The 26,929-nt window shown below is 48.5% G+C and carries 24 protein-coding genes; 14 read left to right on the forward strand and 10 right to left on the reverse strand.

The features are described 5' to 3' along the window. Positions 1–204 precede the first annotated feature (204 nt). The gene (locus tag KNQ07_RS08130; RefSeq protein ID WP_012369886.1) at positions 205–1,140 is read left to right on the forward strand and encodes a magnesium transporter CorA family protein; all 936 of its coding nucleotides are present in this window, start codon (positions 205–207) and stop codon (positions 1,138–1,140) included. Between the two features lie 139 nt (positions 1,141–1,279). Here KNQ07_RS08130 and KNQ07_RS08135 read toward each other — a convergent pair whose 3' ends face one another. Continuing rightward, positions 1,280–2,383: a PP2C family protein-serine/threonine phosphatase gene (locus KNQ07_RS08135; protein WP_214766006.1), complete on the reverse strand. Its 1,104-nt coding sequence runs from the start codon at positions 2,381–2,383 to the stop codon at positions 1,280–1,282. Between the two features lie 121 nt (positions 2,384–2,504). Between KNQ07_RS08135 and ytzI the strand changes: the two genes are divergently transcribed. Both ytzI and KNQ07_RS08145 read left to right on the forward strand, forming a co-directional pair. Continuing rightward, positions 2,505–2,675: a YtzI protein gene (ytzI, locus tag KNQ07_RS08140; RefSeq protein WP_012369884.1), complete on the forward strand. Its 171-nt coding sequence runs from the start codon at positions 2,505–2,507 to the stop codon at positions 2,673–2,675. A gap of 131 nt (positions 2,676–2,806) precedes the next feature. Then, entirely contained in the window at positions 2,807–3,364 is a 558-nt protein-coding gene (locus KNQ07_RS08145; RefSeq protein ID WP_012369883.1) for a hypothetical protein, read from the forward strand. A gap of 38 nt (positions 3,365–3,402) precedes the next feature. Here the strand turns inward: KNQ07_RS08145 and KNQ07_RS08150 are convergent, their stop codons facing one another. Together KNQ07_RS08150 and KNQ07_RS08155 are read right to left on the reverse strand one after the other, a co-directional pair. After that, positions 3,403–3,990, reverse strand: a complete 588-nt coding sequence (locus KNQ07_RS08150; protein ID WP_012369882.1) for a YdcF family protein — start codon at positions 3,988–3,990, stop codon at positions 3,403–3,405. Between the two features lie 154 nt (positions 3,991–4,144). Continuing rightward, entirely contained in the window at positions 4,145–4,966 is an 822-nt protein-coding gene (locus KNQ07_RS08155) for an endonuclease I family protein (protein WP_214766008.1), read from the reverse strand. A gap of 335 nt (positions 4,967–5,301) precedes the next feature. Here KNQ07_RS08155 and amyS point away from each other — a divergent pair, with 335 nt between their 5' ends. Beyond that, a complete protein-coding gene (gene amyS, locus KNQ07_RS08160; RefSeq protein ID WP_012369880.1) occupies positions 5,302–6,843 on the forward strand; it encodes an alpha-amylase in 1,542 nt (513 codons plus the stop codon). A 59-nt stretch (positions 6,844–6,902) separates the two neighbouring features. On the opposite strand, the gene KNQ07_RS08165 is transcribed toward amyS, so the two are convergent. Further along, entirely contained in the window at positions 6,903–7,517 is a 615-nt protein-coding gene (locus KNQ07_RS08165) for an NAD(P)-dependent oxidoreductase (protein WP_214766010.1), read from the reverse strand. Between the two features lie 225 nt (positions 7,518–7,742). On the opposite strand from KNQ07_RS08165, the gene KNQ07_RS08170 reads away from it, so the two are divergent. The 9 genes from KNQ07_RS08170 (at position 7,743) to KNQ07_RS08210 (ending at position 16,862) form a co-directional block, all read left to right on the forward strand. Beyond that, a complete protein-coding gene (locus tag KNQ07_RS08170; protein WP_214766012.1) occupies positions 7,743–8,666 on the forward strand; it encodes an AAA family ATPase in 924 nt (307 codons plus the stop codon). 4 nt (positions 8,667–8,670) lie between these two features. Further along, entirely contained in the window at positions 8,671–9,738 is a 1,068-nt protein-coding gene (locus KNQ07_RS08175) for a DUF58 domain-containing protein (protein WP_214766014.1), read from the forward strand. Between the two features lie 23 nt (positions 9,739–9,761). Then, positions 9,762–10,628 (forward strand): ABC transporter permease subunit, encoded by an 867-nt coding sequence (locus KNQ07_RS08180; protein WP_214766016.1) that lies wholly within the window; start codon positions 9,762–9,764, stop codon positions 10,626–10,628. Beyond that, positions 10,625–11,647: an ABC transporter permease gene (locus KNQ07_RS08185; RefSeq protein WP_214766018.1), complete on the forward strand. Its 1,023-nt coding sequence runs from the start codon at positions 10,625–10,627 to the stop codon at positions 11,645–11,647. The genes KNQ07_RS08180 and KNQ07_RS08185 overlap by 4 nt, the downstream gene beginning before the upstream one ends. Before the next feature lie 8 nt (positions 11,648–11,655). Continuing rightward, on the forward strand, positions 11,656–13,083 hold the full coding sequence (locus KNQ07_RS08190; RefSeq protein WP_214766020.1) for an FAD-binding oxidoreductase: 1,428 nt from the start codon (positions 11,656–11,658) through the stop codon (positions 13,081–13,083). Between the two features lie 10 nt (positions 13,084–13,093). After that, on the forward strand, positions 13,094–13,690 hold the full coding sequence (locus tag KNQ07_RS08195; RefSeq protein ID WP_214766022.1) for an MFS transporter: 597 nt from the start codon (positions 13,094–13,096) through the stop codon (positions 13,688–13,690). Positions 13,691–13,705: 15 nt separating this feature from the next. After that, positions 13,706–14,407, forward strand: a complete 702-nt coding sequence (locus KNQ07_RS08200; protein ID WP_214766024.1) for an ABC transporter ATP-binding protein — start codon at positions 13,706–13,708, stop codon at positions 14,405–14,407. Continuing rightward, a complete protein-coding gene (locus tag KNQ07_RS08205) occupies positions 14,407–15,537 on the forward strand; it encodes an ABC transporter permease (protein ID WP_214766026.1) in 1,131 nt (376 codons plus the stop codon). Before KNQ07_RS08200 ends, KNQ07_RS08205 begins: the two co-directional genes overlap by 1 nt. 146 nt (positions 15,538–15,683) lie before the next feature. Then, positions 15,684–16,862: an MFS transporter gene (locus KNQ07_RS08210; RefSeq protein WP_214766028.1), complete on the forward strand. Its 1,179-nt coding sequence runs from the start codon at positions 15,684–15,686 to the stop codon at positions 16,860–16,862. Between the two features lie 73 nt (positions 16,863–16,935). Here the strand turns inward: KNQ07_RS08210 and KNQ07_RS08215 are convergent, their stop codons facing one another. From KNQ07_RS08215 to KNQ07_RS08235, 5 genes are all read right to left on the reverse strand, one after another. Then, positions 16,936–17,994, reverse strand: a complete 1,059-nt coding sequence (locus tag KNQ07_RS08215; RefSeq protein ID WP_251139507.1) for an MFS transporter — start codon at positions 17,992–17,994, stop codon at positions 16,936–16,938. Positions 17,995–18,233: 239 nt separating this feature from the next. Then, positions 18,234–20,804 carry a HAMP domain-containing sensor histidine kinase gene (locus KNQ07_RS08220; RefSeq protein WP_214766032.1) on the reverse strand — a complete coding sequence of 857 codons (2,571 nt, stop codon included), beginning with the start codon at positions 20,802–20,804 and terminating at the stop codon, positions 18,234–18,236. A gap of 394 nt (positions 20,805–21,198) precedes the next feature. Beyond that, the gene (locus tag KNQ07_RS08225; protein ID WP_012369867.1) at positions 21,199–21,732 is read right to left on the reverse strand and encodes a hypothetical protein; all 534 of its coding nucleotides are present in this window, start codon (positions 21,730–21,732) and stop codon (positions 21,199–21,201) included. A 70-nt stretch (positions 21,733–21,802) separates the two neighbouring features. Beyond that, positions 21,803–22,219 (reverse strand): hypothetical protein, encoded by a 417-nt coding sequence (locus KNQ07_RS08230; RefSeq protein ID WP_012369866.1) that lies wholly within the window; start codon positions 22,217–22,219, stop codon positions 21,803–21,805. Beyond that, positions 22,219–24,336 (reverse strand): DNA topoisomerase III, encoded by a 2,118-nt coding sequence (locus tag KNQ07_RS08235; RefSeq protein ID WP_214766035.1) that lies wholly within the window; start codon positions 24,334–24,336, stop codon positions 22,219–22,221. The genes KNQ07_RS08230 and KNQ07_RS08235 overlap by 1 nt, the downstream gene beginning before the upstream one ends. 43 nt (positions 24,337–24,379) lie before the next feature. Between KNQ07_RS08235 and KNQ07_RS08240 the strand changes: the two genes are divergently transcribed. Then, the gene (locus KNQ07_RS08240; protein WP_012369864.1) at positions 24,380–25,273 is read left to right on the forward strand and encodes a DMT family transporter; all 894 of its coding nucleotides are present in this window, start codon (positions 24,380–24,382) and stop codon (positions 25,271–25,273) included. Positions 25,274–25,349: 76 nt separating this feature from the next. On the opposite strand, the gene KNQ07_RS08245 is transcribed toward KNQ07_RS08240, so the two are convergent. Beyond that, on the reverse strand, positions 25,350–26,810 hold the full coding sequence (locus KNQ07_RS08245) for an MDR family MFS transporter (protein ID WP_214766037.1): 1,461 nt from the start codon (positions 26,808–26,810) through the stop codon (positions 25,350–25,352). Between the last annotated feature and the right edge of the window lie 119 nt (positions 26,811–26,929).

Here is a 26,929-nt window from a genome sequence, read left to right on the forward strand (position 1 = left end):
AATTAGGCTACCTGACACCGAAAAAATACGGTGTACTGGCAGCCTAATCAAGGTGTTTTATATGTGTCTCATATTGCTAGGTCAGTCTACCCCTCCTCTTTTTCTATATTATCATTAATCGTCTTAAAAAAAAATCGGAGAATCATTTACACGGTCTATAGAGTATTCCTATAATAAAAAAGTGAAGAGCAGGAGGGATAGACAATGTTGACGATTTATCGAAGTGATGTGACGGGGGCAGTCAACGAAATTCAGGAGTTTACAAAAGGTTCCTGGATTCATCTTGTCAATCCGACAAAAGACGAAGCCGATCAAGTCATCGCTGCTACGAAAATTCCTGAGGATTTTATTTATGACCCGCTTGATGTCGAGGAAAAACCTCGTTTTGAGAAAGATGATGAAGGTTTGTTGATGATCGTCGACGTTCCTTATATCGAAGAAGAATCATCCGGACGCCGTTACAATACGATTCCACTTGGTATCATCGTGACCTCAAGACACTTCATCACTGTCTGTTCGCAACAGCTGGATGTCTTGACGTTGTTCTCAGGGGGAAAACTCCGGGCGTTCCGGACGAATTACCGTTCCCGGTTCGTCTTTCAGATCCTCTATAAAGTCAGTTCGTCGTATCTTCGATTCCTGCGGCAGATTGACCGTCGAATGGATGAGCTCGAAGAAGAACTGCAACGTTCCATGCGAAATCAAGAAATTTTCCAATTAATGAACTTACAAAAATCACTTGTGTACTTCATGACTTCCTTGAAGTCAAACGACGGCGTACTCGATCGAATCATCAAAACGCCGAGTCTTGAGAAACATGAAGACGACGAAGACTTACTCGAAGATGTGTTCGTTGAACACCGGCAGGCTATGGAAATGGCCCAAATCTATAAAGATATCATCAGTTCGACGATGGATACGTTTGGTTCTGTCATCTCGAACAACGTCAACTTCGTCATGAAGTTTCTCGCTTCCATCACGATTGTCATCTCGATTCCGACGATGATTTCCGGAATGTTCGGGATGAACGTGCATGTACCGTGGGAAGGCGAAGTCATCGGCTTTTGGATTGTCTTCGGCATGATGATTTTCTTCTCGGGGCTGGCAGCCTTTATTTTATGGCGCCGCCGTTTCTTTTAGTTGAACTCCTTCAAAGTCGTAAAAAAATTAAAAAACCACTTCCTTTTGAATGCTTTAGTTTGAAAAAGAGTTCGGAGACGATTGTCTCTTCAGCTCTCTCCGGCTAAGTTCATCAAAGGAACGTGGTTTTTTGTTTCATTTAATTAATTTCGACGGTCACGAGACATAAATCGTCCGCATCATCACTTTGATCCGGTTGAATCAATTGATGGATGGCAGGACCCTGCTCGTGAATCAATTCACGGATGGCACTGATGCCTTCATCAATGCCTTTACTGTATAACTCCATGAAGCCGTCGGTATACAAGTAGACACAACCTGGCGAAACGAGGTCAATCGTTTGGCTTGTATACTCCGAATCTTCGAACATTCCGACCGGCAGTCCCGTATTCTCAAGCGGAATGATTTGATTTCCCATCCGTAACAAGCCCGGTGGATGTCCGGCATTGGCATAACTGAGTTTCATTTCATCCAGTTCGATGTACAAGTACACGGCCGTAAAATAAATCTCCGTTTCATCGCCCGGGAACAGGCGGCTCATCTGTTTGTTTAACTCCTCAAGGACTTTCGCCGGATCGCCGATGCGGTGTACGAGCTCAAATAAAATCGAACTCATCCCCATCGTGATCAAAGCGGAGGATACACCATGTCCCATGACATCAAACAGAATGATCCCGTATTTTTGCGGCGAAATCCGGTACCAGGCATACATATCACCCGCCAGTTTTTTCGAAGGAATGTACGTCGCCATAATCCGGATGTCTTCGTCCTCGATATTGGCACTCAGGACACTCTGTTGCAACTTTTGTGCTAAATCAAAGTCTTCCTGCAATACCTTTTCATACCGTTTTCGGGCGTCGATCGCTTGTTTGAGTGACATGGCGTTCCGGACACGGGCCAACAGTTCCGTTTTCCGGATCGGCTTCGTCGTATAGTCGGAAGCACCGGCATCCAGTCCGTCCGCAATATCCTCTTCATTTGATCGGGCGGATACGATGACGATCGGCAACTCATCCAAACCAAAGCGTTTACGAATTAAGCGGGTCGCATCGATACCGCTGATTCCGGGCATTTCGACGTCAAGTAATACAACATCCAGTGTTTCGATGAACAATGGATCTTCCATCAGCTCCAGCGCTTCTTCCCCGCTCATCGCTTTGACGACATCGTACCCCTCGTTTTCAAGCAAACGTTCTAAAATCATCAAATTCGTAAACTCATCATCTACGACCAGTATACTCATGTTGTCACCTCACTCTATCCATATATTCATTGAAAATAGTTTATCATACAATTTACATTTTCGTTTAGACGAAAGATACTTTTTCCGTCATACTAAAGAAGAATGAAAGGAGGAATGGATCATGTGGCTTTATGTCGTCTCCATTCTAATCATCGTCTTCGTCTTAGTCGCTTCAATCCTCGTGATTTCAAAGGGTTACGGCTACAAAGGCAATAAAGATGACATCGAAATCGATTACGATGAAATCAACCGTAAATTATCTGAAAAACACGATGATGAACATCGACCGTAAGACAATCAGACTGTCTCAGACCATCATATCATTGGATGGTCTTTTTGTTTTATTACAAATGCATGTTTTTAGTTGTGAGATAAGGGTATATTCCTATCATGGTCAAATCATATTCTAAGGGAGTGTCAATCATGCAACCAAACTTACCAAACGATCCACATGCCGTCCACGCTGAAAACCCGAACCGTCAGTTCGATCAGGAAACTTCATCTGGTCGTCAAGTCAGTTTACTTACAGGAATGCTGCTTGGCGCAGTCGTCGGTGGTCTCCTGACGTTACTCAGTTCTTCGAGCCGTCAAAATACGAAACAAAGCCTACGCGGCGCGAAAGATTCGGTCTCGACGCTTGCTTCATCGATTAAAGAAGATCCGTCTGGCAAAGCATCACAAGTCATCAACCAAGTGAAGAGCGCTTCAAGCATCATTCAAGAAGTCGCATCAGACGTTCAAAACGTCTACGATAAAGTCAACACAGAACTCGATACGGTCAAATCAGACGCTTCATCGGTCAAAGAGACTGTCAATGAAGCGAAAGGTGACCTAAACTCCATCAGCAGCAAAGTTGTTGAAGCAAAAGATGTGGCGCTCGGAAAAGAAGAAGCACCTCCTGAGCATCAACCGAACACTACTCATCAAAACGATTCTAATCAAGATGACTCTAAGCCAAATGATTCGCAACTCAACAAATAAATTCGACGACACCTTTCCGGGTAACGGAAAGGTGTTTTTCATTGAAAATATTTTACGACAATCGCGACACGTTCCCGCATACCATAACGCAGTACACCGGACAGTGGTGTCGCAGCGGGAATCGCGTCGGTCTTCAGATTCATTTGCGCTGCCTCTTTCCGGGCCCGGTACAAATGAAAGTCCGACGTCACGATCGAGACACGGTTTTCGGATGCCGGCAACAGCCGTTTTGAGAAAGTCAGATTTTCGGTCGTCGAAGTCGATTGATCTTCAAGCAATAAACGTTCTTCGCTGATTCCTGCTTGAATCATCCCCCGCCGCATCGCTTCCGCTTCTGAAATCGCTTCTCCGTCTCCTTGTCCGCCGCTTAAGATGAATGTCGTATCCGGGAACTGCTTTCCGTACCGGGCAGCCGCTTCAATCCGGTTACTTAAAATCAACGAAGGTGTCTCTCCTTTGACACCGGCTCCAAGCACGATAACATATGGATGTTTGCCGTTTGCGAGCGGCCGTTCTCCTTTCGCGACGAACCAGCCAATACTGAACCAAAAGACAGCGAGCAACAGAAGCAGCCCAAGACCAGTCTTATAAAAACGTCCTCCGATGCGTTTCATCGCTTTTTTCATTATGCTATCCCCTCAGTAGTAAAAGTCCTGCCGTTTAATTTTCACTTCTTTTTATACGCCGGACCTAAAAAAAGGTTTCACATCGTTTTCTCAGTCAAAAAAAGAGACACGTCCGAAAAAAATCGGTGTGTCCCTCTTTCAGATCTGTCTGACATTAATTTCCCCAAATCGATGTCACGTATTCCGGATGATCGATAAATGGATTCCGGTTTTTTTGCCACTTTTCAAAAATGATGTCATTGCGTCTGATTTCCGTCGCATCGACCGGATCCAGCTTATTCCAGGCTTTTAATGTCGACAATTTTCCGTGAAGTGGATTCGTGCCATTGCTGACATTTTCTGATGCTTCCAAATCAATTTCACCGCCGCCTTCATAGCGGACAGCCATATAGAAGATCATACGCGCGATATCGCCTTTGACACGTGTCGGCGGTTCCCATGAATCGCTGTCACGGTAACAGTCGCAACCGGCATACTTCGTGCCGCCGTTATCAAAATCAAGATTCCCCCGTGCACTGTTGACGACAACATCTTCCGCCCGCAGATGATGCAGATCCGTTCCCGGTCCGTTGCTTGTTCCGAAATCACCGTGCGACTTCGCCCAGACGTGCTCACGGTTCCATTGACCAACGTTCCCGCCGTTATTGCTCTTCGCAATCGATTTCCCCGTGTACAGTTCAATGACATTATTCGCATTGTTCGGATCTTGGTCCGTTTCCTTCAGAGCAGTCCAGACTGTGTCGTACGATACTTGTGTATGGTTATCAATGATGTCATGTAATGAGGCTTTTAATGCCGCACCTGTTTTACCTGACGCCGGCAGATAATATGCGTCGATCGTCGATTGTGACGTGACCATCTGTGGTCCGGCAACGATTTTGGTCGGTTCTGTCTTAGCGATAACCGGTGTAAACGAAATTGACCCGAGTGCAAGTGCAGCGACAAGCGCTCCGCTGATTTTCGACTTCCAATTCATACTGTGTTTCCCCCTTGGTTACATATGTACGAGCTCGTCTTACCTCCTCATTTTTACACCTCCTTTTACCTCTTGAGAAGCTGGACAAAAGACCTTAAAATCCGGCAAATAAAACTGAACCAAAATTCATCATCTCGTTCAAGAGTCCGATGGTCCTGTTTTTTTCTTAAGAACAGGTCAACCGATTGATTATTCTTCTCTTGAAAAAATATTCCAGGTTCAAAAGTCACGAAAACAAGATGTTCAGAAATAAACGTCGCGGATGATACGGTAAATTCCAAGACTTGATATACTGTAAATGCAAACGCTTTCATAAACTTACAGGAGGTCTTTTCATGAAACAAAAACGCTTGATTGTCGCGACTCTCGCGACTGCTACTTTTCTAGCGCCACTTGTGCAACCGATTGCAGTAGGTGCAACGGCGGATAACGGTACGATGATGCAGTATTTCGAATGGTATGTTCCGAATGACGGCAACCACTGGAATCGTCTCGGCAGTGATTCAACGAAACTCGATCAACTCGGAATCACGTCTGTCTGGATTCCGCCCGCTTATAAAGGAACCACACAAAATGATGTCGGTTACGGAGCTTATGATTTATACGATCTCGGCGAATTTAATCAAAAAGGAACCGTCCGGACGAAATACGGAACGAAAGCTCAACTCAAAACGGCCATCAATCAACTACATACAGCCGGCATCGATGTCTACGGGGATGTCGTTATGAACCATAAAGGCGGAGCGGATTTCACGGAAGCCGTCACAGCCGTCGAAGTAAACGGCAGCAACCGGAACCAGGAAATCTCGGGTGACTATCAAATCCAAGCCTGGACCGGATTTGATTTCGCCGCGCGGAACAATACCTATTCGAACTTTAAATGGAAATGGTATCACTTCGACGGAACGGACTGGGATCAATCCCGTTCAAAAAGTGCCATCTATAAATTCCGTGGGACCGGAAAAGCGTGGGATACCGATGTCTCGACCGAAAACGGAAACTATGATTACCTGATGTATGCCGATATTGATTTCGATCATCCGGAAGTCCAGCAGGAAATGAAGAACTGGGGCAAATGGTATGTCAACGAACTTGGTCTCGACGGATTCCGTCTCGATGCCGTCAAACATATCAAACACGGTTACCTTGCCGACTGGCTCGCAAACGTCCGTCAGACGACCGGAAAACCGTTATTCACGGTGGCTGAATATTGGCAGAACGACCTCGGGACGCTGCAAAACTATTTGAGCCGGACGAACTATCAGCAATCGGTCTTCGATGCTCCGCTCCACTATAAGTTCGAGCAGGCAAGTAAAGGCGGTGGCTATTATGACATGCGGACGATCTTTGACGGCACACTTGTCAAAACGAATCCCGTCCAGGCCGTCACACTCGTCGAAAACCATGATTCCCAACCCGGACAGTCGCTCGAGTCAACGGTACAGTCATGGTTCAAACCGCTTGCTTACGCCATGATTCTGACACGTGAACAAGGATATCCGTCGGTCTTCTACGGCGATTACTACGGGACAAAAGGCACGTCGAACCGTGAAATTCCGGCGCTTGCCTCTAAAATCGATCCGTTGTTAAAAGCGCGGAAAGACTTTGCCTTCGGAAAACAAAATGATTATCTCGATAATGCGGACGTGATCGGCTGGACGCGTGAAGGTGTGACCGACCGGGCGAAATCTGGTCTTGCAACGATTCTGTCGGACGGTCCGGGCGGCAGTAAATGGATGTATGTCGGTCTTCAAAACAAAGGTGAAGTCTGGACGGACATCACCGGTAACAACACCGCTTCCGTCACGATCAATCAGGACGGCTACGGTCAATTCTTCGTCAACGGCGGCTCGGTTTCCGTATACCGCCAGCAGTAAGTGCATACAAAAAGCCGATTTCCGAAGGACTTTTTCCGTCCTTTGAAAATCGGCTTTTCTTATTCGGCCAGTCCGACGCTGCTCCGGACATGTTCCCCCTGCTCAATCGCTTCGAGCAAAAAGTGGGCGACGTCCGCCCGGTTGATTTGCTTCGCCTGTTCCGGGACACCGCTCTCTGTTTGGCGATACAAGCCGGTCAACGGACCGTTCATCAATCGAAGCGGTCGCGCGACCGTATACGCTACATCGGCCTGTTTCAACAGTTCAATCGCCTGCCGGTGATCCTTTAACGGATTCTTAAGAATTTGTTGGGCAAGTAATCCTTGTGCACCCGGAAGCTCCTGATCGACTCCGGCAGAAGCGACATAACCGATCCGGTCGACGCCATTCACCTTCATCGCGTTCACGATTCGTAAGAGACTCCGCTCGAGAAAGCCGCTGTAAGACAGACTCTCGGTTCCGAGGGCTGTCAGCACCGCCTCTTGTCCCTGCATGGCTTGATTCACCGCTTCCTGATTAAGTACATCCCCTTCGATGACTTGCAGTTTTCCGTCCGTCAACTCGAGTTTATCCGGGTTACGAACGAATGCCGTCACCGTATGCCCGTGGGCGATTGCCTGTTTGACCAACTCCTGTCCGGTTTGTCCGGTCGCTCCGAAAATAATCAGCTTCATACAAACTGCCTCCCTTTATCTGTTCTTTTATTCAACTACCCTTCCCTTTCAGTCCGTAATCGTCCGGTCTTTTTTCCTGAATCAGAAAATAGTTTCTTCTTGTTTTCAATTTGTGCTAAAATTCAGTTAATATTATTGGATATTTTTTCCTTAAGCTGATGCATTTTCTGGATTTCCAACAAAACAGCTGTTTGAATTTCATTTCATGATATGGAGGCGTACATATTGAAACTACAACAATTAAAAGACCAGCTCAATACCATTTACCTGGGAAAGTCCGATGTCATCGATTTGTGTTTAACGGCCTTGATTGCCGAAGGGCATATCCTGCTCGAAGATGTTCCGGGGACCGGGAAGACGATGCTCGCGAAAGCTCTTGCCAACAGTTTTGACAGTGCCTTTTCCCGGATTCAGTTCACAGCGGATCTCCTGCCGTCTGATGTCATCGGCTCCGACTTCTTTAACATGAAAACACAGGAATTTGAGAACAAACGCGGACCGCTATTCGCGAACGTCGTGTTGATCGATGAAATCAACCGGGCTGTCCCGCGCACCCAGTCGGCTCTGCTCGAAGCGATGGAAGAACGTCAAGTCTCGATCGGCGGAACGACGTATCAGATGCCAGCTCCGTTTTTTGTCATCGCAACGCAAAATCCGATCGAATCTGCCGGAACGTTCCCGCTCCCGGATGCTCAGCTTGACCGGTTCATGGTCGCGATCGAAGTCGGATATCCTGATCTTGAACACGAACGGCAACTGCTGAACGAAGTCTTGGCCAATGTCCGGAAACAGGCCATCGGCATCGCAACGGGCGGTGACCTGATTACCTGGCAGGAAGAAGCCCGGCGTATCCACGCCTCTCAGGACGTCCTCGATTACCTGCTCGCCATCGTCCAAGCGACCCGTCATCACGCCCTTGTCGAAGTCGGAGCCAGTCCCCGCGGGGCGATTGCTTTGCTTCGGGCATCACAAAGCTTTGCTTTCCTGAGCGGCCGCGATTTTATCATTCCGGAAGACGTCAAATACTTGGCAAAACATGTGTTGTCCCATCGCTTGACGCTGACGCTCGAAGGCGGTATCAAAACGACAAAAGCCGATTTGTTACTTCATCTGCTTGACGATATCCCGGTTCCGGTCGAAATGGGGTGACAGGATGCACATCGAACGTTCCGTTCCTTTTTGGCTCGAGCGCCGGCTCTTTTCCGTCTATGTCATCTTGACGTTCGTCTTCTTATTTATCCCGGGACTCTCGTTGATCGGTTTTCTGTTTGCTGCCGTTGGAACCATCCACTACGTCGTCGGTCAGACCGAAAAACAATTACGGCGGGACATTTCCTTAGAGTGGAAACATTACGAACCGTTGATGTTTAATCAGGAATCGGCCTCATTACGCCTGCAGCTTTTTGGTCTCGAAGCCCTGCAAAAATTAGGGTTAAAAACCACGCTGCGGTTGCATACGGAAGAGGGTCTGATCTTTCCCGAAATGGATCCGCTTCATCCGCATACCTATCACGCCGTCATTGAATCGGACGAACAACTCGAGATTCCGATTCAGGCGATGCGGCGGGGACCGGCTCATTTTGATGAACTCACATTAACCATCCGGCTCCCTTGGCGGATGGGTGTGTATCTCTTCACCTTTGATGACTTTCCTCAATTTACGGTCCTGCCTTCGTTGACGGCACAGGCGACACCTCTCCTGTTAAACCGTCTGCGGATCGGGGACCGCGCGGATCGCTACTCCCCGCTGAAAAACAAACTGGTTCAACTGGGCGCTAAACCGTATACGTCAGAACCATCCAAGGAAATTGATTGGTATGCGACAGCGAAGACCGGCCGGTTGCAGGCAAAAGTCTTTGAAACGAGCAACCAGGATACGTTCACGCTCGCCTTGAATCTGTCCGGACCAAGCGGTTATGGATTGCATACGAATTTCGAGACATTCCTTGATCAGACAGCCTTTCTGGTCAGTGAGCTGATCAAGGAAGGATGTAAGGTTGAATTGTTCATCAATCATCTGGATGTAAACAACCGGATGACTCATTTGAAGTTGCAGGAAGGACCGCCTCAACTGAAACAAATCTTATTGACGCTTTCGACACTGTCGACGCGGGATACCTATATTCCGACCGGACAATTCGAACGGTACGTCACACGCCGGAAACACCGCAACAGTCAATTGATTCAAATTGGCAATGATCTCATTCAGGCTATCGGTTAAACTGCTAGTGTAGGAGGAAAAACATGTCGTCGTTTATCATTCGTAAAACCACTCAACTTGTATTTGCTTTTCTTGTTTTAGTCAGTATCAGTGCTCTGCCGGGTTTAATCGTTCAGATGCGCCCGGATTTTCCGGGCTATTTCAAAATGGTCCAACAGCAGCTCGGTCTGTTGACGACTTCCGCCCCGTTGACTTATTACAATGTCACCGCTTCCGAAAAAAGACCGCTGATGCCTGATCTCCAGCCGTTCATTCAGGAAACGCTCGTCATCTTCACCAGTGCGCTGATCTGTTCATCGGTCGTGGCGTTGCTTTATGCTTTTTTGTTTTACCGGACCGGATCAAAAACCCGGTCCGTCCTGACACAATCCGCCCGGCTCCTTGAAATGATTCCTGATTTATTTTGGATCATTGTTTCCCAGTCCATCATCGTTTTTTTATTCAAGACGACCGGATTTAATCAAATTGAAATTGCCGGCGGATTCGCAGAGTCGATTCGTTTCCTGCCGATTTTGACCTTATCATTGACGACTGTCTTTTTCTTCATCAAATGGTTGACCGGCCGGATTCAGGAAGAACAGCATGCGAGCTATCTGGAGTTGGCCCGTGCTAAAGGCATGCACTCGACCCAACTGTTTTGGCAACATTTGATGCCCAATCTGTTTTATCGGTTTTATCTGTTTTTCCGGACCAACACCATTACGATTCTGTCGAGCCTGGTCGTCATCGAGTATGCTTTTAACGTCCAGGGACTGTTCCGTTTTATCTTGATCAATCAAGATTTTTCGGTATTACTCGTTTTGTTGCTCCTCATTTATGTACCCTTTTTCATTTTGGATACAGTGGCAGAACTTTGTATCCCCCGCTCGTGGAAAGGAGAGATTTCATGAGACGTGTTTTACTGCGTGACCCCGTCTTTTGGATGTGTCTGCTGTTCTTCGGGACATTACTGATACTCAGTTTTGCCAATTCCGTATTTCGTGATGGGCAGGTTGATCAAATTCAGAATCTCTATTCAAAGGATGGCACATTTATCGCCACCTCGCCGCTTGAACCGTCTGCGGAGCGATGGCTCGGGACGGATCGTTCCGGAAACGATTTGTTTCAAGTGATGATTGAAGGTGCCAAGTGGACGATCGGTATTTGTGTCAGCATCGCCTTCGCCCGAATCGCTCTCGCGCTGCTGATCGGTATTCCGCTCGCTTTTCGGAAAAAACGGCTGTATACGGCATTACGACTCTTGTTGGACGGTTTCTTGATTCTCCCGATTTCGCTGATTGCATTATTCATTCTGTTACCGGCGTTCCAGTTCGTCGATCCCGCCGAGATTCCGTCTACGTTCTCACGGGTCTTGCTTGAAATCAGTGTCTTGACGTTACTCGGTTTACCGGCACTCGTGCTGTATTTCATCGGTGAAACCCGGCAACTGCTCGCTCAAGAGTTCATGTTGGTCGCCCGGACACTCGGCGGGCGTCCGGGCTATCAATTCCGGACACACATCTGGCCGCACCTGTTGCCGACGTTGACGATTGTCTTCATGCAACAGTTTGTCCAGACATTGATGGTCCTGATCCATCTCTCACTGTTCGGCATATTTTTCGGCGGAACACTTGTCTTGTTTGAAGGCAATGCTGCTCCGACGATTTTTGAATGGGCTTCCCAGTTCGGTTATTATTTCTTTCAATTCACGGCCGTCTCCTGGATCAACCATCTGTTTTTAGTTCCGGCAATCGCTTTGGCTTTGCTCGTGTTCTTTGCCAATCTACTGACGAGCCGCCTCGAGCGTGCTTACCGCTTGCGTCGACAACAAATGATTCCCACTGTCCCGCTTGCTGAAGCAGACGCGGAAGCCGCCGCGGCCCGCTTATTCGACCCGTTTGATCCGGTCGACATCTCAATCAAATCATAGGAGGATGTATGAAACGAATAGCTGTTGGTACCGTCATTGTAGTTTATATGACGGTTTTTAGTTTTTCACTTTGGGCCTATCAACATCCGGTCCTGACCAGTTCCGACCAGTCGAAATTACTCCCGACCCGTGTCAAACAGATTCGTTCGGCGACATCGACGAACGATCTCAAGTCCTGGGTTGCGCAAGCAAAACAGCGGCAGGAAACCGTTTCTGTCGCCGGTATGCAACACAGCCAGGGCGGACAAACCTATCTCCCGGATACGACAGTTCTCGATATGACGGATTACGACCGAATTTTGGAATATACGCCGGACAATCACCGGATTACAGTCCAAAGCGGAATCACCTGGGCCGAAATTCAGGACCGGATTCAGCCGGACGGACTGGCGATTCAGGTCATGCAATCCCAAAACATCTTTACGGTCGGTGGTGCCCTCAGCGTCAATGTCCATGGCCGGGATATCCGCTACGGTTCCCTGCTCGATACCGTCGACTCGTTCCGGCTGTTAAAGTCAGACGGTACCGTCGTCCATGTCAGCCGACACGAGAATGCGGATTTATTCCGCCTCGTCCCCGGCGGATACGGACTGTTCGGCATCATTTTGGATGTCACCCTGAAACTGACCGACGACGAATGGTATACCGAGCAGACCGTCGCTTTGGACTATCATGATTATCCGGCTTATTTCCGTCAACATGTACTCGGTGATGCTGACGTCCGGATGCATATCGGACGTATTTCCGTCGCGCCGGACGGGTTTTTCAAAGAGATGTATGTGACGAATTATCATAAAGCCGAACGAACGGTTCCGATTGAAGAGGAACCGCTTAAGCAGGAAACAATCATTGCTCTGCCGAAAGCCTTACTCGGTCTCTCCCGGTACAGTGACTTCGGCAAAAATAAGTTGTGGTCCTTCCAAAAGTCGTATTTCCTGAAGCAGAGCGGGACGTATGAATCCCGGAATAATGTCATGCGGTCCGACAGTGCTTTCATGGAATATATCAGTCCCGGCCGGACGGAGTTACTCCAGGAATATTTTGTTCCGGTTGATTCGTTTGTTTCCTATATCGATCAGTTGCGGACGATTTTAACGACCGACGAATTAAATGTCTTAAACATTACGATCCGCTATGTCGAGCAGGATAGAACGGCCGCCTTGTCTTATGCCAAACAGGATATGTTTGCCCTCGTCTGGCTGATCAATACGGAAACGGATCCGGCATCCATCAACGAAACGAAGCGGATCGTCCAGAAATTGATCGATGCGACACTCGAACATCAGGGCAGTTACTACCTGCCGTACTATCCGTTTGCGACACGCGATCAGTTCACCGCAGCCTATCCGAATGCCGCTGCTTTTAAAGCCGCGAAACAACGGCAGGATCCCAAAGGACTTTTCATGAACCAATTCTATCTGGACTATTTGAAGTAAGGAGACAACGATGAATTATCCACTTTTTGTTCGTATTCAAAGTATGATCTTAATGAGCAGCAGTATCATTTTCCCCTTTTATTTGTTACTCGTCCGGCAAATCGGGGATTCCTATGCCCAGTTCGGTCTGGCCTACGGTCTCTTCACGCTGACGTCAGCGTTCGCCTATCTCGGTATCGGTCGTTTAAGCGACCGGTTCGGCGACCGGTCCCTGCTGATTTTCCATACGTTCGGTATGGCACTGATTTTATTGTATGTTCCGATCGTCACGTCCATCAGTCACGTCTACCTGATTCAAATCATTATGGGAATACTCGGGGCATTCCAAAAGAATACGGAAAAAACCATTCTCGCCCGGCAGGAGCTCGCTCTGACAACGGTCGGTCAGACAATCGGCCGCTATCACTTTAAGACGTCCCTCTGGTCGGCGCTCGGCATCATCGCCGCCGGTTATCTGATTGATTTTTTGACGATTGGTAGTCTCTTTTATATCATCTCTGCCGTTTATTTTTATGTAACGGTCCGTTTACTTTGGGATCGGCCGCGTTCCGAAAAAAAACAGGCGGATCCTTCATCGTCAAGCAGCGAAGTGGGTATAAAGAAGTAGAAGGGATGTGATGGCATGATTGATGTAACCCATTACTCACAGACATTCGGAAAACGAACGGTCTTGACCGATGTCCAGTTTTCAATCGGTCGGGGGGAAATCGTCGGATTGATCGGACCAAGCGGCTCCGGCAAAACGACTTTAATCAAGTCCTTGATCGGTCTGCAGCAACCGACGACCGGGACGATTACCGTTCTCGGAACACGACAACCCTCACTCGCACAAGCCGAGAAAATCGGTTATATGGCACAATCTGATGCGCTCTATGAAGACTTGACGGCAAGAGGGAATCTCAAATACTTTGGAAAATTGTACGGTTTGAAAAAAGCACGGCTCCGGGCCCGGATCGAAACCGTCCTTGAATTCGTCGATTTAAAAAAAGATGCTGATCGCCCGATTCATCAGTTTTCCGGCGGAATGAAGCGGCGGCTCAGTCTTGCCATCGCTTTGATTCATGAACCGAGTCTTTTACTGCTCGATGAGCCGACAGTCGGGATTGATCCTGCGCTCAAAAAAACATTTTGGCATGAATTTGAACAACTGCGTCAATCCGGTGTAACAGTACTCGTCACGACACACGTCATGGATGAAGCCGAGCGTTGCGATCGTCTGTTGTTGATTCAGCACGGCCGCCTGATCGAAGCCGGTACACCGGACGATCTGATTCAGCGCTTTGGTTCCATCGACGAAGCTTTCATTCAAAAGGAGCAAGTATGATGCAAACTCTGACGGTAGCGGAACGTGTCATTTCACAAATTTTTCGGGATAAACGGACGATTGCGATGATGTTTCTCGCTCCGCTGTTTGTCCTGTTCTTACTGTCAACGATTCTCGGCTCGAGCTCGGATGATGTGACGATCGGTACGGTCGATCTTCCGACAGCCTTTCAAGATACGTTAAAAACAAAAACCGATACCCGTACCTTTACAGACAAAACGGCCGGTGTCACCGCCATGAAGGATCGCGAAATCGATGCCCTAATCACCTTTCAACAGAATCAGCCGCAGATTTTGATTGAAGGCGGCGATATTTCAAAAAATGCAGCAGCGCTCCAAGTCATCCAGGAGACCTTGATCACGATTCAAGGACAACAAACGTCTGCTGCCAATACGAAACTTACGGCAGCCGTTAAACAGTTGCAGAAACAGTTGACTCAATTGACGAATCAAACGTTTGAAAAACCGCAACCTGTCGCACCGGCCGTCACTAAACCCGACATCCGATTTTTATACGGCAATCCGGACGCTGAATTGTTTGACCAAATCGCTCCTGCCTTAATGGGCTTTTTTATCTTCTTATTCGTTTTCATCATTGCCGGTGTCAGCTTTTTACGGGAACGGTCGAGCGGCACACTGGAATGGACACTTGCGACTCCGCTCAAACGGTCGAGCATTGTCTTCGGTTATTTCGTCGGTTTCTTTTTATTCGTCACGATTCAAACGATTCTCATCCAACTGTTCATCGTCAACGTACTTGACGTGACGCAACAGGGGAATTACTTCCTGCTTTTGTTCGTCAATCTTTTGACGGCAAGCGTCGCCTTGTCACTCGGTTTACTGCTGTCGAGTTTTTCCCGGACGGAATTTCAATTGATTCAGTTCATTCCTTTAGCAATCGTACCTCAGATCTTTTTCAGCGGACTGTTTGATTTGAGTGATGCGCCGCTTTGGGTGGAAGTCATCAACCGGTTGATGCCGTTGACTTATGCTGCGCACGCCTTGCAAAATATCATGACTCGGGGCTACGGGTTGCAGGACATTTGGGTCGACCTCGTCGTACTGGCAGGATTTGTTGTGTTATTCGTCGCCCTCAACATGCGGGCTCTCAAAAAACAACGCCCGGTCTGAGTTCATTGACCTCATTTTCCCGACTCCATTGACAATCCATTTTTTTCCTTATACAATCAAAAAAAACGCGAAATGAGGCTGACCGATGTAAATTCATCTATTTACCCACCCACTAACTAAATACGAACGATGTGGAGGTTTTATAGATGAACCGATTTACAACTTTACTGGTCAGCCAGTGGGTAGCAAATGCGGGAGATGCGCTCTACATCGTCGCTCTCATCGCTACCCTGTATGCTGAAACCGGACAGGCCAGCACTGCTGCCCTATTCCCGATTGCCGTGACAGCAGGCATGACGATCAGCGGATTTTTCTTTGCCGATCTCGCAAGACGGTTCCGTCATGCTTCGCTTTTGTTATCCAGTCAGCTTTTAAAAACGATCAGCCTCGGTCTGATTGTATTTTTTGATTTACCGTTCGGTTATCTGCTTGGATGCGTCGTCTGGATTGCCTTTCTCGACGGATTTGCCCGACCGCTCGAAAGTGCCTTCCTGCCGCGCATCACGGATAATCTTCAAAAAGCCAACAGTCTGGTTCAAGGGACAAACCAAGTTGTTCAACTGGTAATGTGGCCGCTCGGTGCGATTTTTGTCAGCCTCGGCTCCCCCGGTCTCGTCCTGACGATTTCATTCGGTTTGTTTGTTTTGGCAAGTCTCTGGACCGGTCTGTTTCGTCATCAGGTCCGTCAACTCGCGGATCCTGTCGAAGAAATGCAGGAAACACCATCGTTCCGGTCGAGCTTCCGCTATACATGGTCGACTGAACCGGCCCGGCTGAATACGACATTGCTCGGCATCGACGCCTTTACCAGTACCGCCTGGATTTCAGCGTTATTCCTTGTTTATATTGATACGCATCTCCATGTATCTGACAGCTGGTGGGGCATCTTAAATGCCTTTTACCTGCTCAGCATGATCGGCGGCAGTTATTACATGCTCCGCCGGACCAAGTCTGCTTCCCTGTTAACACTGAGTGTGGCATTATCGGTTGGAGCCACCGTCTTATTTGCTTTTGCACCGTCTGTCGTCTTTGCCGTTGTCGCCTGTGTGTTGCAGGGCGCTTCTAGCCAACTACGGGCGATTGAGCTGACTACCCGTTTACAGGAAGCGACGCCAGCCGCCCGCTTACCTTATGTCTACAGCATGCAACAAACCTTCTATACGCTCAGCTTTTGTCTCGGCAGTCTGCTGTTCGGATTACTTGCGGACCGTTTGAGTATCGAGACCGTCTACTGGATCGCGGCCGCGGTCGCTCTGCTGATGTTCCCGGTAGCCCGGCGTTTGCCTGATGCCGTTGCGATCAAGCAGAAACAGCGCATCTCATAAGACAAGCACACAAAAGAGAGGTTTTTTCAGGTATCCCACCTGGAAAAGACCTCTCTTTTTCACCTTTTCGTTGCTATCTTTTTTGATGAAATACCAGCAATCCTGTTCCCATCAACAGACAGACAAGTCCAAGCGAGAAATAGGCTCCGCCAAGACCTGAACTTTGACTGATTTGGCCAAACCCCAATCCGATACCGATCGTCACCACACTCTCAAGCATCGACAGTATTGAACTGCCGGTCGCCCGAACATCATCTGTCAACATGCCCTGCATCCATGTCGTCAGGACTGGTTCCGACCAACCGTAAATCAAAAACAGCCCTATCAAGACAAGGACGGACCATCGACTGTCCATCACAGCGAGTAAGATAAAACCGCCTCCATACACAAGTAGAAGAACGCTGAGCGGGACGAACGGACGGTCCGGTTTAGGCAAAAGATTACCGAGTCCCTGGGCAACCATCAAGCCAATCAAGATAATCCCAAACCAGAAGACGGAAATACCTTGATCCTGAACATACAATTGCCAAAACTCATCCAAGAACGTCAATGTCGCCCCAAACGAAATGCTGAGTAACGTCATCCGGATGAACGAAGGAACAAAGTTCCACCGACGCCAGTTGTAACGCGTAACAGAAACTGCCGGTCGTCCGGATTTGTCCGGTTCAGTCAACAAGTAGCTGACGAAAACAGCCGCCGTCAAGCAACCAAGCGAGAGATGATAATGCACCGTCAGCTCATACGATGTCGCAAGCCATGCTCCAATCAGCGCCGCACTACCGGTTGCTGCAAGGCCTGCCGCGTTTATCCGACCAATCGTTTTCTCAAAATGCTCCCTTCCCCCTAGTTGCTCCATCGTTTCGTAAATCAATGCCTCTTCCGCTCCGCTGACAGCAGTACTTCCGATTCCGGCTAACACCATCGCGAGTAAAAAGGACGACAGGTCGTACGCGTGAAGCAAGATTACAAACGATAACGTTTCAAATAGGGTTCCTGTCAGCAGACTGATTTTCCGTCCCAACCGATCAGCGAACAAACCAAATGGGACTTCTAGCATCATCACCGTCAGGGCAAACACGATTTCAGCATACACGACGTCCTGCACCGTCATGCCACGTTGTTGCCAAAACAAGCGCTCAATGACATACGCGGGCAGACAGGCGGTCAAAAAACGAATCAGGTACAGCAGTTGAATATTCCGTCGAAGTCGAACTTAGCAAGGCGGTCGTATCTGTTTCACAGTGAATTCCTCCTTTTTGAATAATATTCTGTCACCTGTTTTTTACTTTTCCCGTCACTGTTTCTTCCGAATCGTTTTACACCAAAAAGCAGACAACGGATAGTCCGTTGTCTGCTGCTGTTTCAATCTGCTTATCTTTTATGGTCTTTCGCGTGTTCCGTTCCGGTAATCGTTTCAAGCGAACTCACCTGCACGAACGGCAGTTCAATCGTAAAGGTCGAACCGCTCCCTTCTGTTGATTCCACATGGATCAACCCGTCATGGGCACGGACGATTTCCTGACAGATTGCAAGGCCAAGACCGGTCCCGCCGATTTTCCGGCTGTCAGAATTATCGACCCGGTAAAACTTACTGAAGAGTTCCGGTAAGGCGTGTTGCGGAATCCCGATTCCTTCATCGATGATTTGGATCCGTAACCGGTCCTCCAGCTCTTCCAGCTTAAGCTCAATCTCTCCGCCGTCCGGTGAATATTTAATGGCATTATTAATCAAATTCCCGAATAATTGCCGCATTTTTGGTTCGTCCGCTTCAATCCAACGAAGCGGCCGGTCCCCGGTTTCGAGTGTCAATTGGTGATGACTCGTTGAACCGGCATGGAATTCGGCAACTTCCTGAATCAAGTTCCGAAGATCGAGTTTTACAAACTGATACTGTTGCTGACTGGATTCCATGCGCTGAACATCAAGAAAATCATTGACGAGACTCGTCAGACGTTGCGTCTCCGAATGAATCGTCGTCAAGTACCGTTGCTGACGATCGACAGGCAAGTCTTTTGCGAGCATCAACTCGGTATAACCAAAGATCGAGGCAAGCGGCGTCCGCAACTCATGGGATACCGTCGACACGAACTCGGACTTCATCCGGTCGATACCGGTTTCGATCGTCACGTCCCGCAGGACAAGCATCGTTCCCCGGAAACGGCCGCCGTATTGAATGCCTTCCGCGTACACTTGAACGAACCGTTCCTCTTTGTTTAAGGATAAAGACAAGCCTTCAGTCGGAATGTCGTGGCGGCAGACTCGGTTCATATATTCGAGAAACGCCTCGTGCTGGTCGACCTGGACAGCCAACTCTTCAATTTTGACATCAAGTGTCATCAACCCCTCGTTAAATTGATCGTGGGACGGATGATGGAATAAGGCCAATAATGGTTTATTGGCAAAAATCTTGTCATCTTCGATATAAATGACCGCTTCACGGATTGAGTGCAACAACTTCGATGTTTTCTCGCGTTCCCGCTCGATTTCATCAAACACCCGCATCCGAAGCAGGGACAAGGCCAATTGCCGGGAGAAGGACCAAATTTCTTCCGTTTGTTCTTCATTGAACTGGTCCCGGTAACGGACCAGATAAATGCTAGCAATCATCGTATTGGTCGACGGATCCATGACCGGAACGACCGTTTCATACATACTGTACGGATACGGCAACGGATGATCACTCGTCACTTGTTTCGTCGAACGGACAGCATGCTTGTGCATCCGTGCCCGTTCCAGTAACGAAATCGAAGAGTGTAACAACTGATGTTGCTGATCCGGTGTCATACCGTACGATACGATATCCGTATAGCGGTCATCGTCAAGGAAAACAATCGCCCCGAGCTCGGCATCTGTAATCGTAATCAACTTTTCAATGATGGCCGGATACGCCGTCAACGTCTCACGGGAAGCGAGCGTTTCCGTCAACTCGTTGCGATACCGCAAATGCGTTTCGTTTCGCAACGTAGTGTCGAGTGCTTCTTCGAGTTCCTCTTGTTGCATCTGCAGCTCTTCCTGCTGGGCAACGAGTTCTTCCTGCTGACTCTGCAATTCATCGTTACTCGACACGAGTTGCATTTTCTGCGAAGAAATCGAGGCAGCCATCTGATTGAAGTTGGTCGTCAGTTCGCCGATTTCATCCCGGGCATTTACGACCTTGATCGGTGTCGCGTCCTCGCCTCGGGCGAGACGGCTGCTTTCCCGGTTCAATTGACGCAACTGGCCGGTCAACCGCGAAACGAACGGTCGGACGAGCAAGGCAATGATCAACAGCAGGACAGCAAGATTAACAAATCCCAATATCTGTGAAGCGTTAACCTGTTTTCCGAGCTTTTCTTGGGCCGCGAGCTCTTGTTTATTTAATGAGTTGCGGTACTTTGTAAAGACGGTCTCCATGTCGACGATACTTGAGCTCATATCAGCCGCACTTTTCGTCTTGATGTTGAATTTCCGTTTCGGATCGAGCTTAGGCGCCTGCGTGACTTTTCCGAGCGTTGCCATCTGCAGGAACGGTTCGGTTACGTCGCCGTCTTTTTTGGCAGCAACGTAGTTCGTCAGACTCGGCATGACACGTTGTGTGTACGCCGTGTACAGCGATCGGGCGTCTTTTGCATACTGTTTTTCTTCTTTAAAACGGGCATTTTTCTCAAACCAGGTCGTTTGTTGATTGATATTATCCTTTTTCCGTTCAATTTCTTCGAGCATTGCTTCATCGCCCAGTAAGACGAATCCGCGCATTTCATACTGAAGACTTTGCCATGATTCATATAAGTTCGTCGCACGTGTCCGATGATCGTTTAATGTCAGCAGTTCCTGACGTGATGTCTGAACCTGACTTTTCGTATAAAAATAAACGCCGGCTGAGGTCAGCACGAGTGTCAAGATAACCATATAGAAGGCAGACATAATTTGGCGTCCAATCGTTCGATTAAGCCATGACTTCATCTATTCATCCCCCTCTACTTGTAAAAATTTAAACTAATTGTTTCTAAACCTTATTCTAAAGGTTTTTTAGGCAAAACCACTAAATATGCTCAAAAAAGATTACTTTTCATCTAACTTTAATCTAAATGCTTGTATGTTACAAAGAGATTTCAAAAAATGGGGGATTTTAGGACGATTTGTTAAAAGGAGCTGATTCCAAAAGGCATCACTCGTTCTTTCACGCCCTTTTCTCAGGCGAGATACAAGCCAGTTTGTCTCTGACAGCCCAACTTGTACTTTTTCCTGCAGGAGTCGCGTGAACCGGGTGATCTTTTTTAACGAAAAAAGAGTGACGGAATTGGAATCCGTCACCCTTTTCTTTGTAGAGACTGACTCGTGAGTCGGCTCCAAACCATTAAAAATTAGAATGATTGGAGTGATCGTTCTGTTGCTGATTGACGTGCATCTGATGGTGGTCATGGTGATGATGCATACTCGAATGACGGCGGACAGGTTCTTCATCCGCGAGCGGATCCCCCATCAACACACCGAGTCGTGCATATTGTGCCGCGATGTCTTTTTTCGTTGCCTCCTGTACCTGATCCGTCTGTTGAATCAACGATAGAATCCCTTTCGCCAAACGAATCGGTTCGAGATTCGTCTTTTCGACCGGAAACGATGACAAGGAGCGGAGATAATCCAGATACCGCTGTGCACTTTCCTCCGACGGTGTCACGAGTTCCGAGGCATGATGCCGGAGCGACTTCGTCAGACTGTGTGTCGAGGCACCCTGTGTAATCATCGCAAACAGACCGATGACGAAAATACATACGATGATTCCAAAAAAGATCATCATAAAAACCGGCATTCCGGAAAAAAAACCGTCACCTTCGATATACAGCAACAGTCGGTTGCCGTTAAGCAATGAAGCGATTCCTGAAAACGACATAAAAGCCCTCCTCGTTTCGTGTGATAGTTACTCTTACGCAACACGAACCAGGAGGGTTTCCGTTTTTTTGTTAAGTTTCTAAGGAAACTTCTGCATTAAACCAATCTTCGACGAATAAAAAACCATCCGGCCGGTCAATCCGGTACGAATAGAGGACGGCGAAATCACCGTCTGTCATCATCGGCAAGGTCAATTCCCGTAAGACTGCTTTCACCTCTTCCGTCATCACCGTTTCGTAACGGACGAAATCGTCTTCCCGGGTTTCCTGCTCCGTTAAATACGGCAACAGCAAGGATTTTCCGAACGATTGCGGATCATCGATGACTTCGGCCGTCACCCCGAACAATTCCTCCGCTTCTTCGATCAAAGCATCCGCCTGCCCGATCGTCACTTCGTTCGGAAACCAGACCGTCAGCTTTGTCCCCTCTTTTAAAAATTGTTCAAACATCGGGATAAAGGTTTTATTCTCCATTAAATCGTAATACATCAAGCTTCTCCCTTCACGAACTCAAATTTCAATTGGTGTTGTTCCAAATACAGCATCGCCTGGAAAGTCCGCCCGTTCTTTTTCATCTCAAGCGGTTTTGTTTTTCCGTTCGCGAGCATTTTTTTCAGCTCGGTTTGTGTCAGACGCGCCCCGAGTATCGTCTTCGGCAGGGTAAACCCGCAATTGTTTTTCTGATAGGCACTGCACCCGTAAAACTTTCCACGATCAAGCAGTTCCGCCTGACAGACGGGACAGATGCCGACCGGCCGGTTCGTGGCGCCGCGCGCCCGTTTAGCCGGAACTTGCGTCGGATCGACTTCCAGTTGTTCCACCCGTGTTTTCGCATCCTGGACTAAATGCTGGGACAGCTTCTTCGCCTGATCGACAAATTGAGCCGCGGATGCTTCCCCTTTGCCGATTTGGTCGAGCCGGCTTTCCCACTTTGCCGTCATCTCCGGGGAAGCGAGGATACTGCCGCTGACGGCTTCAATCAAAATCCGCCCTTTTGCTGTCGGATGGAGTTCTTTTTTCTTGACTTGAATGTATTCCCGGCGTTTCAGTCCGTCGATGATGCCGGCGCGTGTCGCTTCTGTTCCCAGGCCTTCGATTTCCTTCATGATGGCTTGCAGTTCATTTTCGAGCACTTTCCCGGCTGTCTTCATTCCGAGAATCAGCGTCCCTTCCGTATAGCGTTTTGGCGGTTCCGTCTGTTTCTCGAGCAGCTTTGCTCCTTTGATTGGTACCGGCTGACCGACTTCCACTGCCGGCAGCTCCTGCTCTTTTGCTTCGATTTTCAAGACTTTCTTGAAGCCGAGTTCAAGCGACCGGCTGCCTTTCGTCAGGAAACGGTCCTGTTCCCGTTCCGTGATGATTTCCGTTTTTTCCGACCGGGCATCCGCTGCAAAGGCAGCTAAGAAACGGCGGACGATTAAATCATAGACTTGCGCATCGCGTCCGGACAGTTTCGCAACGGCTCCCGCTTCTTCCGTCGGGATGATGGCATAGTGATCACTGACCTTCGCGGAATTGACGTACCGTTTATTATTCATCAGATTGTTCGTCACGAAATCCGTCAGTTCGGTATACTCCGGCTGTTTCAGGAGCCGGTTTAAAATCGCCGGAAACTGGCTCGCCTCGTCTTTTGAGACGAAAGACGAATCCGTCCGCGGATAACTGATCCAGCCCCGGATATACAGTTTTTGCGCGATATCGAGTGTTTCCTTTGCCCCGAGTCCGAAACGGCGACTGGCTTCCGTTTGCAACAGCGATAAACTGAACCAGAACGGCGGTTTTTCGACTTGTTCCGTCTTTTCGACCGCTGCAACGGTACCGGTTCCTGTTGTTCGGGCAACGATTGCTTCCGCAAGGCTCCGTTCCGTAATCTTCGTTTGTTTTTTCGGATTGATGTACTTTCCGGTATACCGGGTAAAATCGGCCTCGACTTCAAAAAACGTTTCCGGACGGAAGTTCTCAATTTGTTTTTCCCGTTCGACGATCAATGACAATGTCGGCGTCTGCACCCGTCCTAGTGAAAAGACATCGGCGATGCCTTTTTTCTTGAGCAGCGTCGTATAGGCCCGGGAAGCATTCATCCCGATTAACCAGTCGGCACAGGCGCGGCTCATCGCCTCATGAAACAGATTCTCGGTTTCTTTGCCGTCGAGCAGGTTCGCGAAACCGTGATCAACGGCCTGTGGTGTCAGACTGGAAATCCAAAGGCGCTGAATCGGTTTTGCGTTATTGGCCAATCGGAGAATCAATCGGACGATTGCCTCTCCCTCTCGCTCGGCATCCGATGCTATAATGATGGAAGTTGTCGTCCGTTCGTTCAGTAACTTCTTGATGACTTGAAAGGTTTTGCTTTTTCCCCGGGATAACCGGTAGTCGAACCGTTCCGGGATGATCGGAAGATGGTCATAGTTCCATCGTTTCCATTTGGCATCGTAATGGGCCGGTTCCTGGAGTTCACATAAATGGCCGACGGCATAAGCAAGCTTTGCCCCCGCCGGAAACCGGTCACACGGTTTGATTTCAATATATCCGTCCCGCTTGACCGATGGATACGGTGCTGCGAGTTTTTCAGCTTGTTTTGGTTTTTCCGCAATGATTAATTGCATTGGTTCACCCTCATTTCCTTACTTCAGACACGCGGAGGTTAACATGCCCTATTTCACTTTATTCATGGCACTCTTTTTTATCTCGACATCTGCAATTTTCGTTAAATGGGCCGAAACCCCAATCGAAGCGGTTGCTTTTTACAGAATGTTGTTTTCGACACTGTTACTGTTACCGTTGATTCACCTGAAAGAATTACTTAGTCTCAGTTCAACGACCATCCGACATATGATTTTAAGCGGAATTCTCTTAGCCGGTCATTTTTGGCTGTGGTTCCTGTCCCTTGATTATACGACAGTTGCCAGCTCGACGCTCTTCGTAACCGCGAGTCCAATTTTTGTTTTGATCGGCAATGCCGTCTTCTTCAAACAGCATCCGTCGAGAAAAGCTCTCTTTTTCGTCGGTGTCGCTTTAATCGGCGGCGGACTTGTCGCTTATGGTGACATCGCGGTTGGTCCAAGAGCACTGATCGGAGATGGACTCGCCTTGCTTGCGACGATTCTTGTCGCCGGTTACTGGCTGCTCGGTCAACACGTCCGGACAAGCGTCTCGACGAATACGTATTCATTCGGCGTCTATGCCGTGTCTTCCGTCGTTCTGTTACTGTTTTCGCTCATTCAATCGGTCAATCTAGTCGGTTCATTCCAAACCGATTGGAAAATCTATATTTTACTCGCTGTTTTCCCGACACTGCTCGGCCACAACTTATTCAATTGGGCCTTGTCACGTGTCAGTGCCAGCATCGTCAGTATTACGATTCTCGGGGAAGCCGTTTGGGGAATGATTTTCGGATACTTCCTGTTCCAGGAATCATTGACGTGGATTCAAATCACCGGTGCTGCCTTACTGCTCGTCGGAATCGGTCTGTTCCTGCGCCGCAATGAACGTGATATCCGGGAACAATTTGCCAAACAAAATGCCGCGACGACTGCGGAATAAAAAATAAATACCAGTCAGCAGTCTTCTGTTAGAAGATTAGCAGTCTTCTGTTAGAAGATTGTCTGACTGGTATTTTTTAATTGGTCGGATCTTCCGGACGGACTTTCGGCAGTCGGAAGGTCATGAAAAAGGCAAGAATGGCACAGACGAGGCCCCCGATGAAGACGAGATGCAGTCCGTTTGCGAGTGCTTGTTCCGCGGCCGATTGAACGTCTGCTCCGTAACGGGAGGCCGTACCCGACTGGAAAAACGGATCAATCGAGTAGCCAGAAAGCAGTTTCGAGTCGGAAAATGCCTGGATGATCGACACATTAAACAAGGTGCCGAAGATCGCCACACCAAGCGTTTGTCCGGTCGTACTCAAAAACGAGTTGACGGCAGTCGCTGATCCGCGGAGCGACCAGTCGACCGAAGTCTGCAGGACGACCATAAAGACGGGTTGCGCCAGTCCGAAACCGATTCCAATCAACGAAACAGCCAAATAAATGAAAACGTCACTTGATTCCCGTCCGATTCCAATTAAAATCGCCATCCCGATGACGAGTAATCCCATTCCGGTCATTGTCCGGTAGCGCGGCGAGGCGATGCCAATCGTCCGTCCGCCGACGATTGCCGTCAGTGTCCAAAACAACGACAGCGGCATCAGCATAAAACCAGCTTCCGTCGGACTTTTTCCGAGCACGCCTTGCGCGAAAATCGGGATGTAGGCCGACATCGAGACGAGTACCCAGGCAGAAAAGAAGACCGCCAAATTGATGACGAGAATGACCGGATGCCGGATGACCGCCGGTGGCAACAGCGGATCCGACGCTTTTTTCTCGACCCGGTAAAACCAGAACAGCAGGATCACACTGACTGCAAAACTGATTAAAATCAGCGGCTCGGCAAATGATTCGGATTCACTTCCCGATAATAATCCGTACAGTAACGCGCTCATGCCAGTCGCAAATAAAATGGCTCCCCGGTAATCAATCTTCCGTGACGTCTCGGTGACATTTTCTTTATAAAACAAAACAATCATGATGAATGAAATCAGAGCAAACGGTACATTTAATAAAAAGATGTAACGCCACGATAACGTCTCGACTAAAAAACCGCCGACGAGCGGACCGGCGACACCCGAGATTCCCCAAACCGCACTTAAAACGCCTTGAATTTTTCCGCGTTCCTCGTATGTATATAAATCCCCGATGATCGTCATCGCAATCGGCAAGACGGCTCCCGCTCCGATTCCTTGCGCGGCACGGAACAGAATCAACATTTCCATCGATTGCGCCAATCCACAGGCGAGCGACGCGACCGTGAAGACACCGATTCCGAATAACAGGACACGTTTTCTTCCGTACAGGTCTGCCATCTTCCCGTAAATCGGTGTTGAGACGGCCATGAACAGTAAGAAACCGGCGAAAATCCAGCTGACGAGTTTCGCGCCGTTTAACTCACTTGCCATGACCGGTGTTGCCGTCGCAACGATCGTACCTTCAATCGCCGCTAAAAATGTAGCTAATAACAAAGCAATCGTGACATTTTTTCTCAAGAGACTCAGCTCACTTTCTGTAGGTGTATCCTTTCTTTATCATACCTTGAATCGGCGGACTTCTAAAAGGAGATGCTTATCGAGCAGGAATCAAGGGAACAATAGGGAATGATAAAGAT

It is taken from the genome of Exiguobacterium sp. s145 (assembly GCF_018618835.1).
Taxonomy (GTDB): domain Bacteria; phylum Bacillota; class Bacilli; order Exiguobacteriales; family Exiguobacteriaceae; genus Exiguobacterium_A; species Exiguobacterium_A artemiae.

Excerpts from the sequence above, each read along its gene's own strand:
- KNQ07_RS08130 (WP_012369886.1), top strand. The coding sequence starts at position 205 with ATGTTGACGATTTATCGAAGTGATGTGACGGGGGCAGTCAACGAAATT.
- KNQ07_RS08135 (WP_214766006.1), bottom strand. The coding sequence starts at position 2,383 with ATGAGTATACTGGTCGTAGATGATGAGTTTACGAATTTGATGATTTTA.
- ytzI (WP_012369884.1), top strand. The coding sequence starts at position 2,505 with ATGTGGCTTTATGTCGTCTCCATTCTAATCATCGTCTTCGTCTTAGTC.
- KNQ07_RS08145 (WP_012369883.1), top strand. The coding sequence starts at position 2,807 with ATGCAACCAAACTTACCAAACGATCCACATGCCGTCCACGCTGAAAAC.
- KNQ07_RS08150 (WP_012369882.1), bottom strand. The coding sequence starts at position 3,990 with ATGAAAAAAGCGATGAAACGCATCGGAGGACGTTTTTATAAGACTGGT.
- KNQ07_RS08155 (WP_214766008.1), bottom strand. The coding sequence starts at position 4,966 with ATGAATTGGAAGTCGAAAATCAGCGGAGCGCTTGTCGCTGCACTTGCA.
- amyS (WP_012369880.1), top strand. The coding sequence starts at position 5,302 with ATGAAACAAAAACGCTTGATTGTCGCGACTCTCGCGACTGCTACTTTT.
- KNQ07_RS08165 (WP_214766010.1), bottom strand. The coding sequence starts at position 7,517 with ATGAAGCTGATTATTTTCGGAGCGACCGGACAAACCGGACAGGAGTTG.
- KNQ07_RS08175 (WP_214766014.1), top strand. The coding sequence starts at position 8,671 with ATGCACATCGAACGTTCCGTTCCTTTTTGGCTCGAGCGCCGGCTCTTT.
- KNQ07_RS08180 (WP_214766016.1), top strand. The coding sequence starts at position 9,762 with ATGTCGTCGTTTATCATTCGTAAAACCACTCAACTTGTATTTGCTTTT.
- KNQ07_RS08185 (WP_214766018.1), top strand. The coding sequence starts at position 10,625 with ATGAGACGTGTTTTACTGCGTGACCCCGTCTTTTGGATGTGTCTGCTG.
- KNQ07_RS08190 (WP_214766020.1), top strand. The coding sequence starts at position 11,656 with ATGAAACGAATAGCTGTTGGTACCGTCATTGTAGTTTATATGACGGTT.
- KNQ07_RS08195 (WP_214766022.1), top strand. The coding sequence starts at position 13,094 with ATGAATTATCCACTTTTTGTTCGTATTCAAAGTATGATCTTAATGAGC.
- KNQ07_RS08200 (WP_214766024.1), top strand. The coding sequence starts at position 13,706 with ATGATTGATGTAACCCATTACTCACAGACATTCGGAAAACGAACGGTC.
- KNQ07_RS08205 (WP_214766026.1), top strand. The coding sequence starts at position 14,407 with ATGCAAACTCTGACGGTAGCGGAACGTGTCATTTCACAAATTTTTCGG.
- KNQ07_RS08210 (WP_214766028.1), top strand. The coding sequence starts at position 15,684 with ATGAACCGATTTACAACTTTACTGGTCAGCCAGTGGGTAGCAAATGCG.
- KNQ07_RS08220 (WP_214766032.1), bottom strand. The coding sequence starts at position 20,804 with ATGAAGTCATGGCTTAATCGAACGATTGGACGCCAAATTATGTCTGCC.
- KNQ07_RS08225 (WP_012369867.1), bottom strand. The coding sequence starts at position 21,732 with ATGTCGTTTTCAGGAATCGCTTCATTGCTTAACGGCAACCGACTGTTG.
- KNQ07_RS08230 (WP_012369866.1), bottom strand. The coding sequence starts at position 22,219 with ATGTATTACGATTTAATGGAGAATAAAACCTTTATCCCGATGTTTGAA.
- KNQ07_RS08235 (WP_214766035.1), bottom strand. The coding sequence starts at position 24,336 with ATGCAATTAATCATTGCGGAAAAACCAAAACAAGCTGAAAAACTCGCA.
- KNQ07_RS08240 (WP_012369864.1), top strand. The coding sequence starts at position 24,380 with ATGCCCTATTTCACTTTATTCATGGCACTCTTTTTTATCTCGACATCT.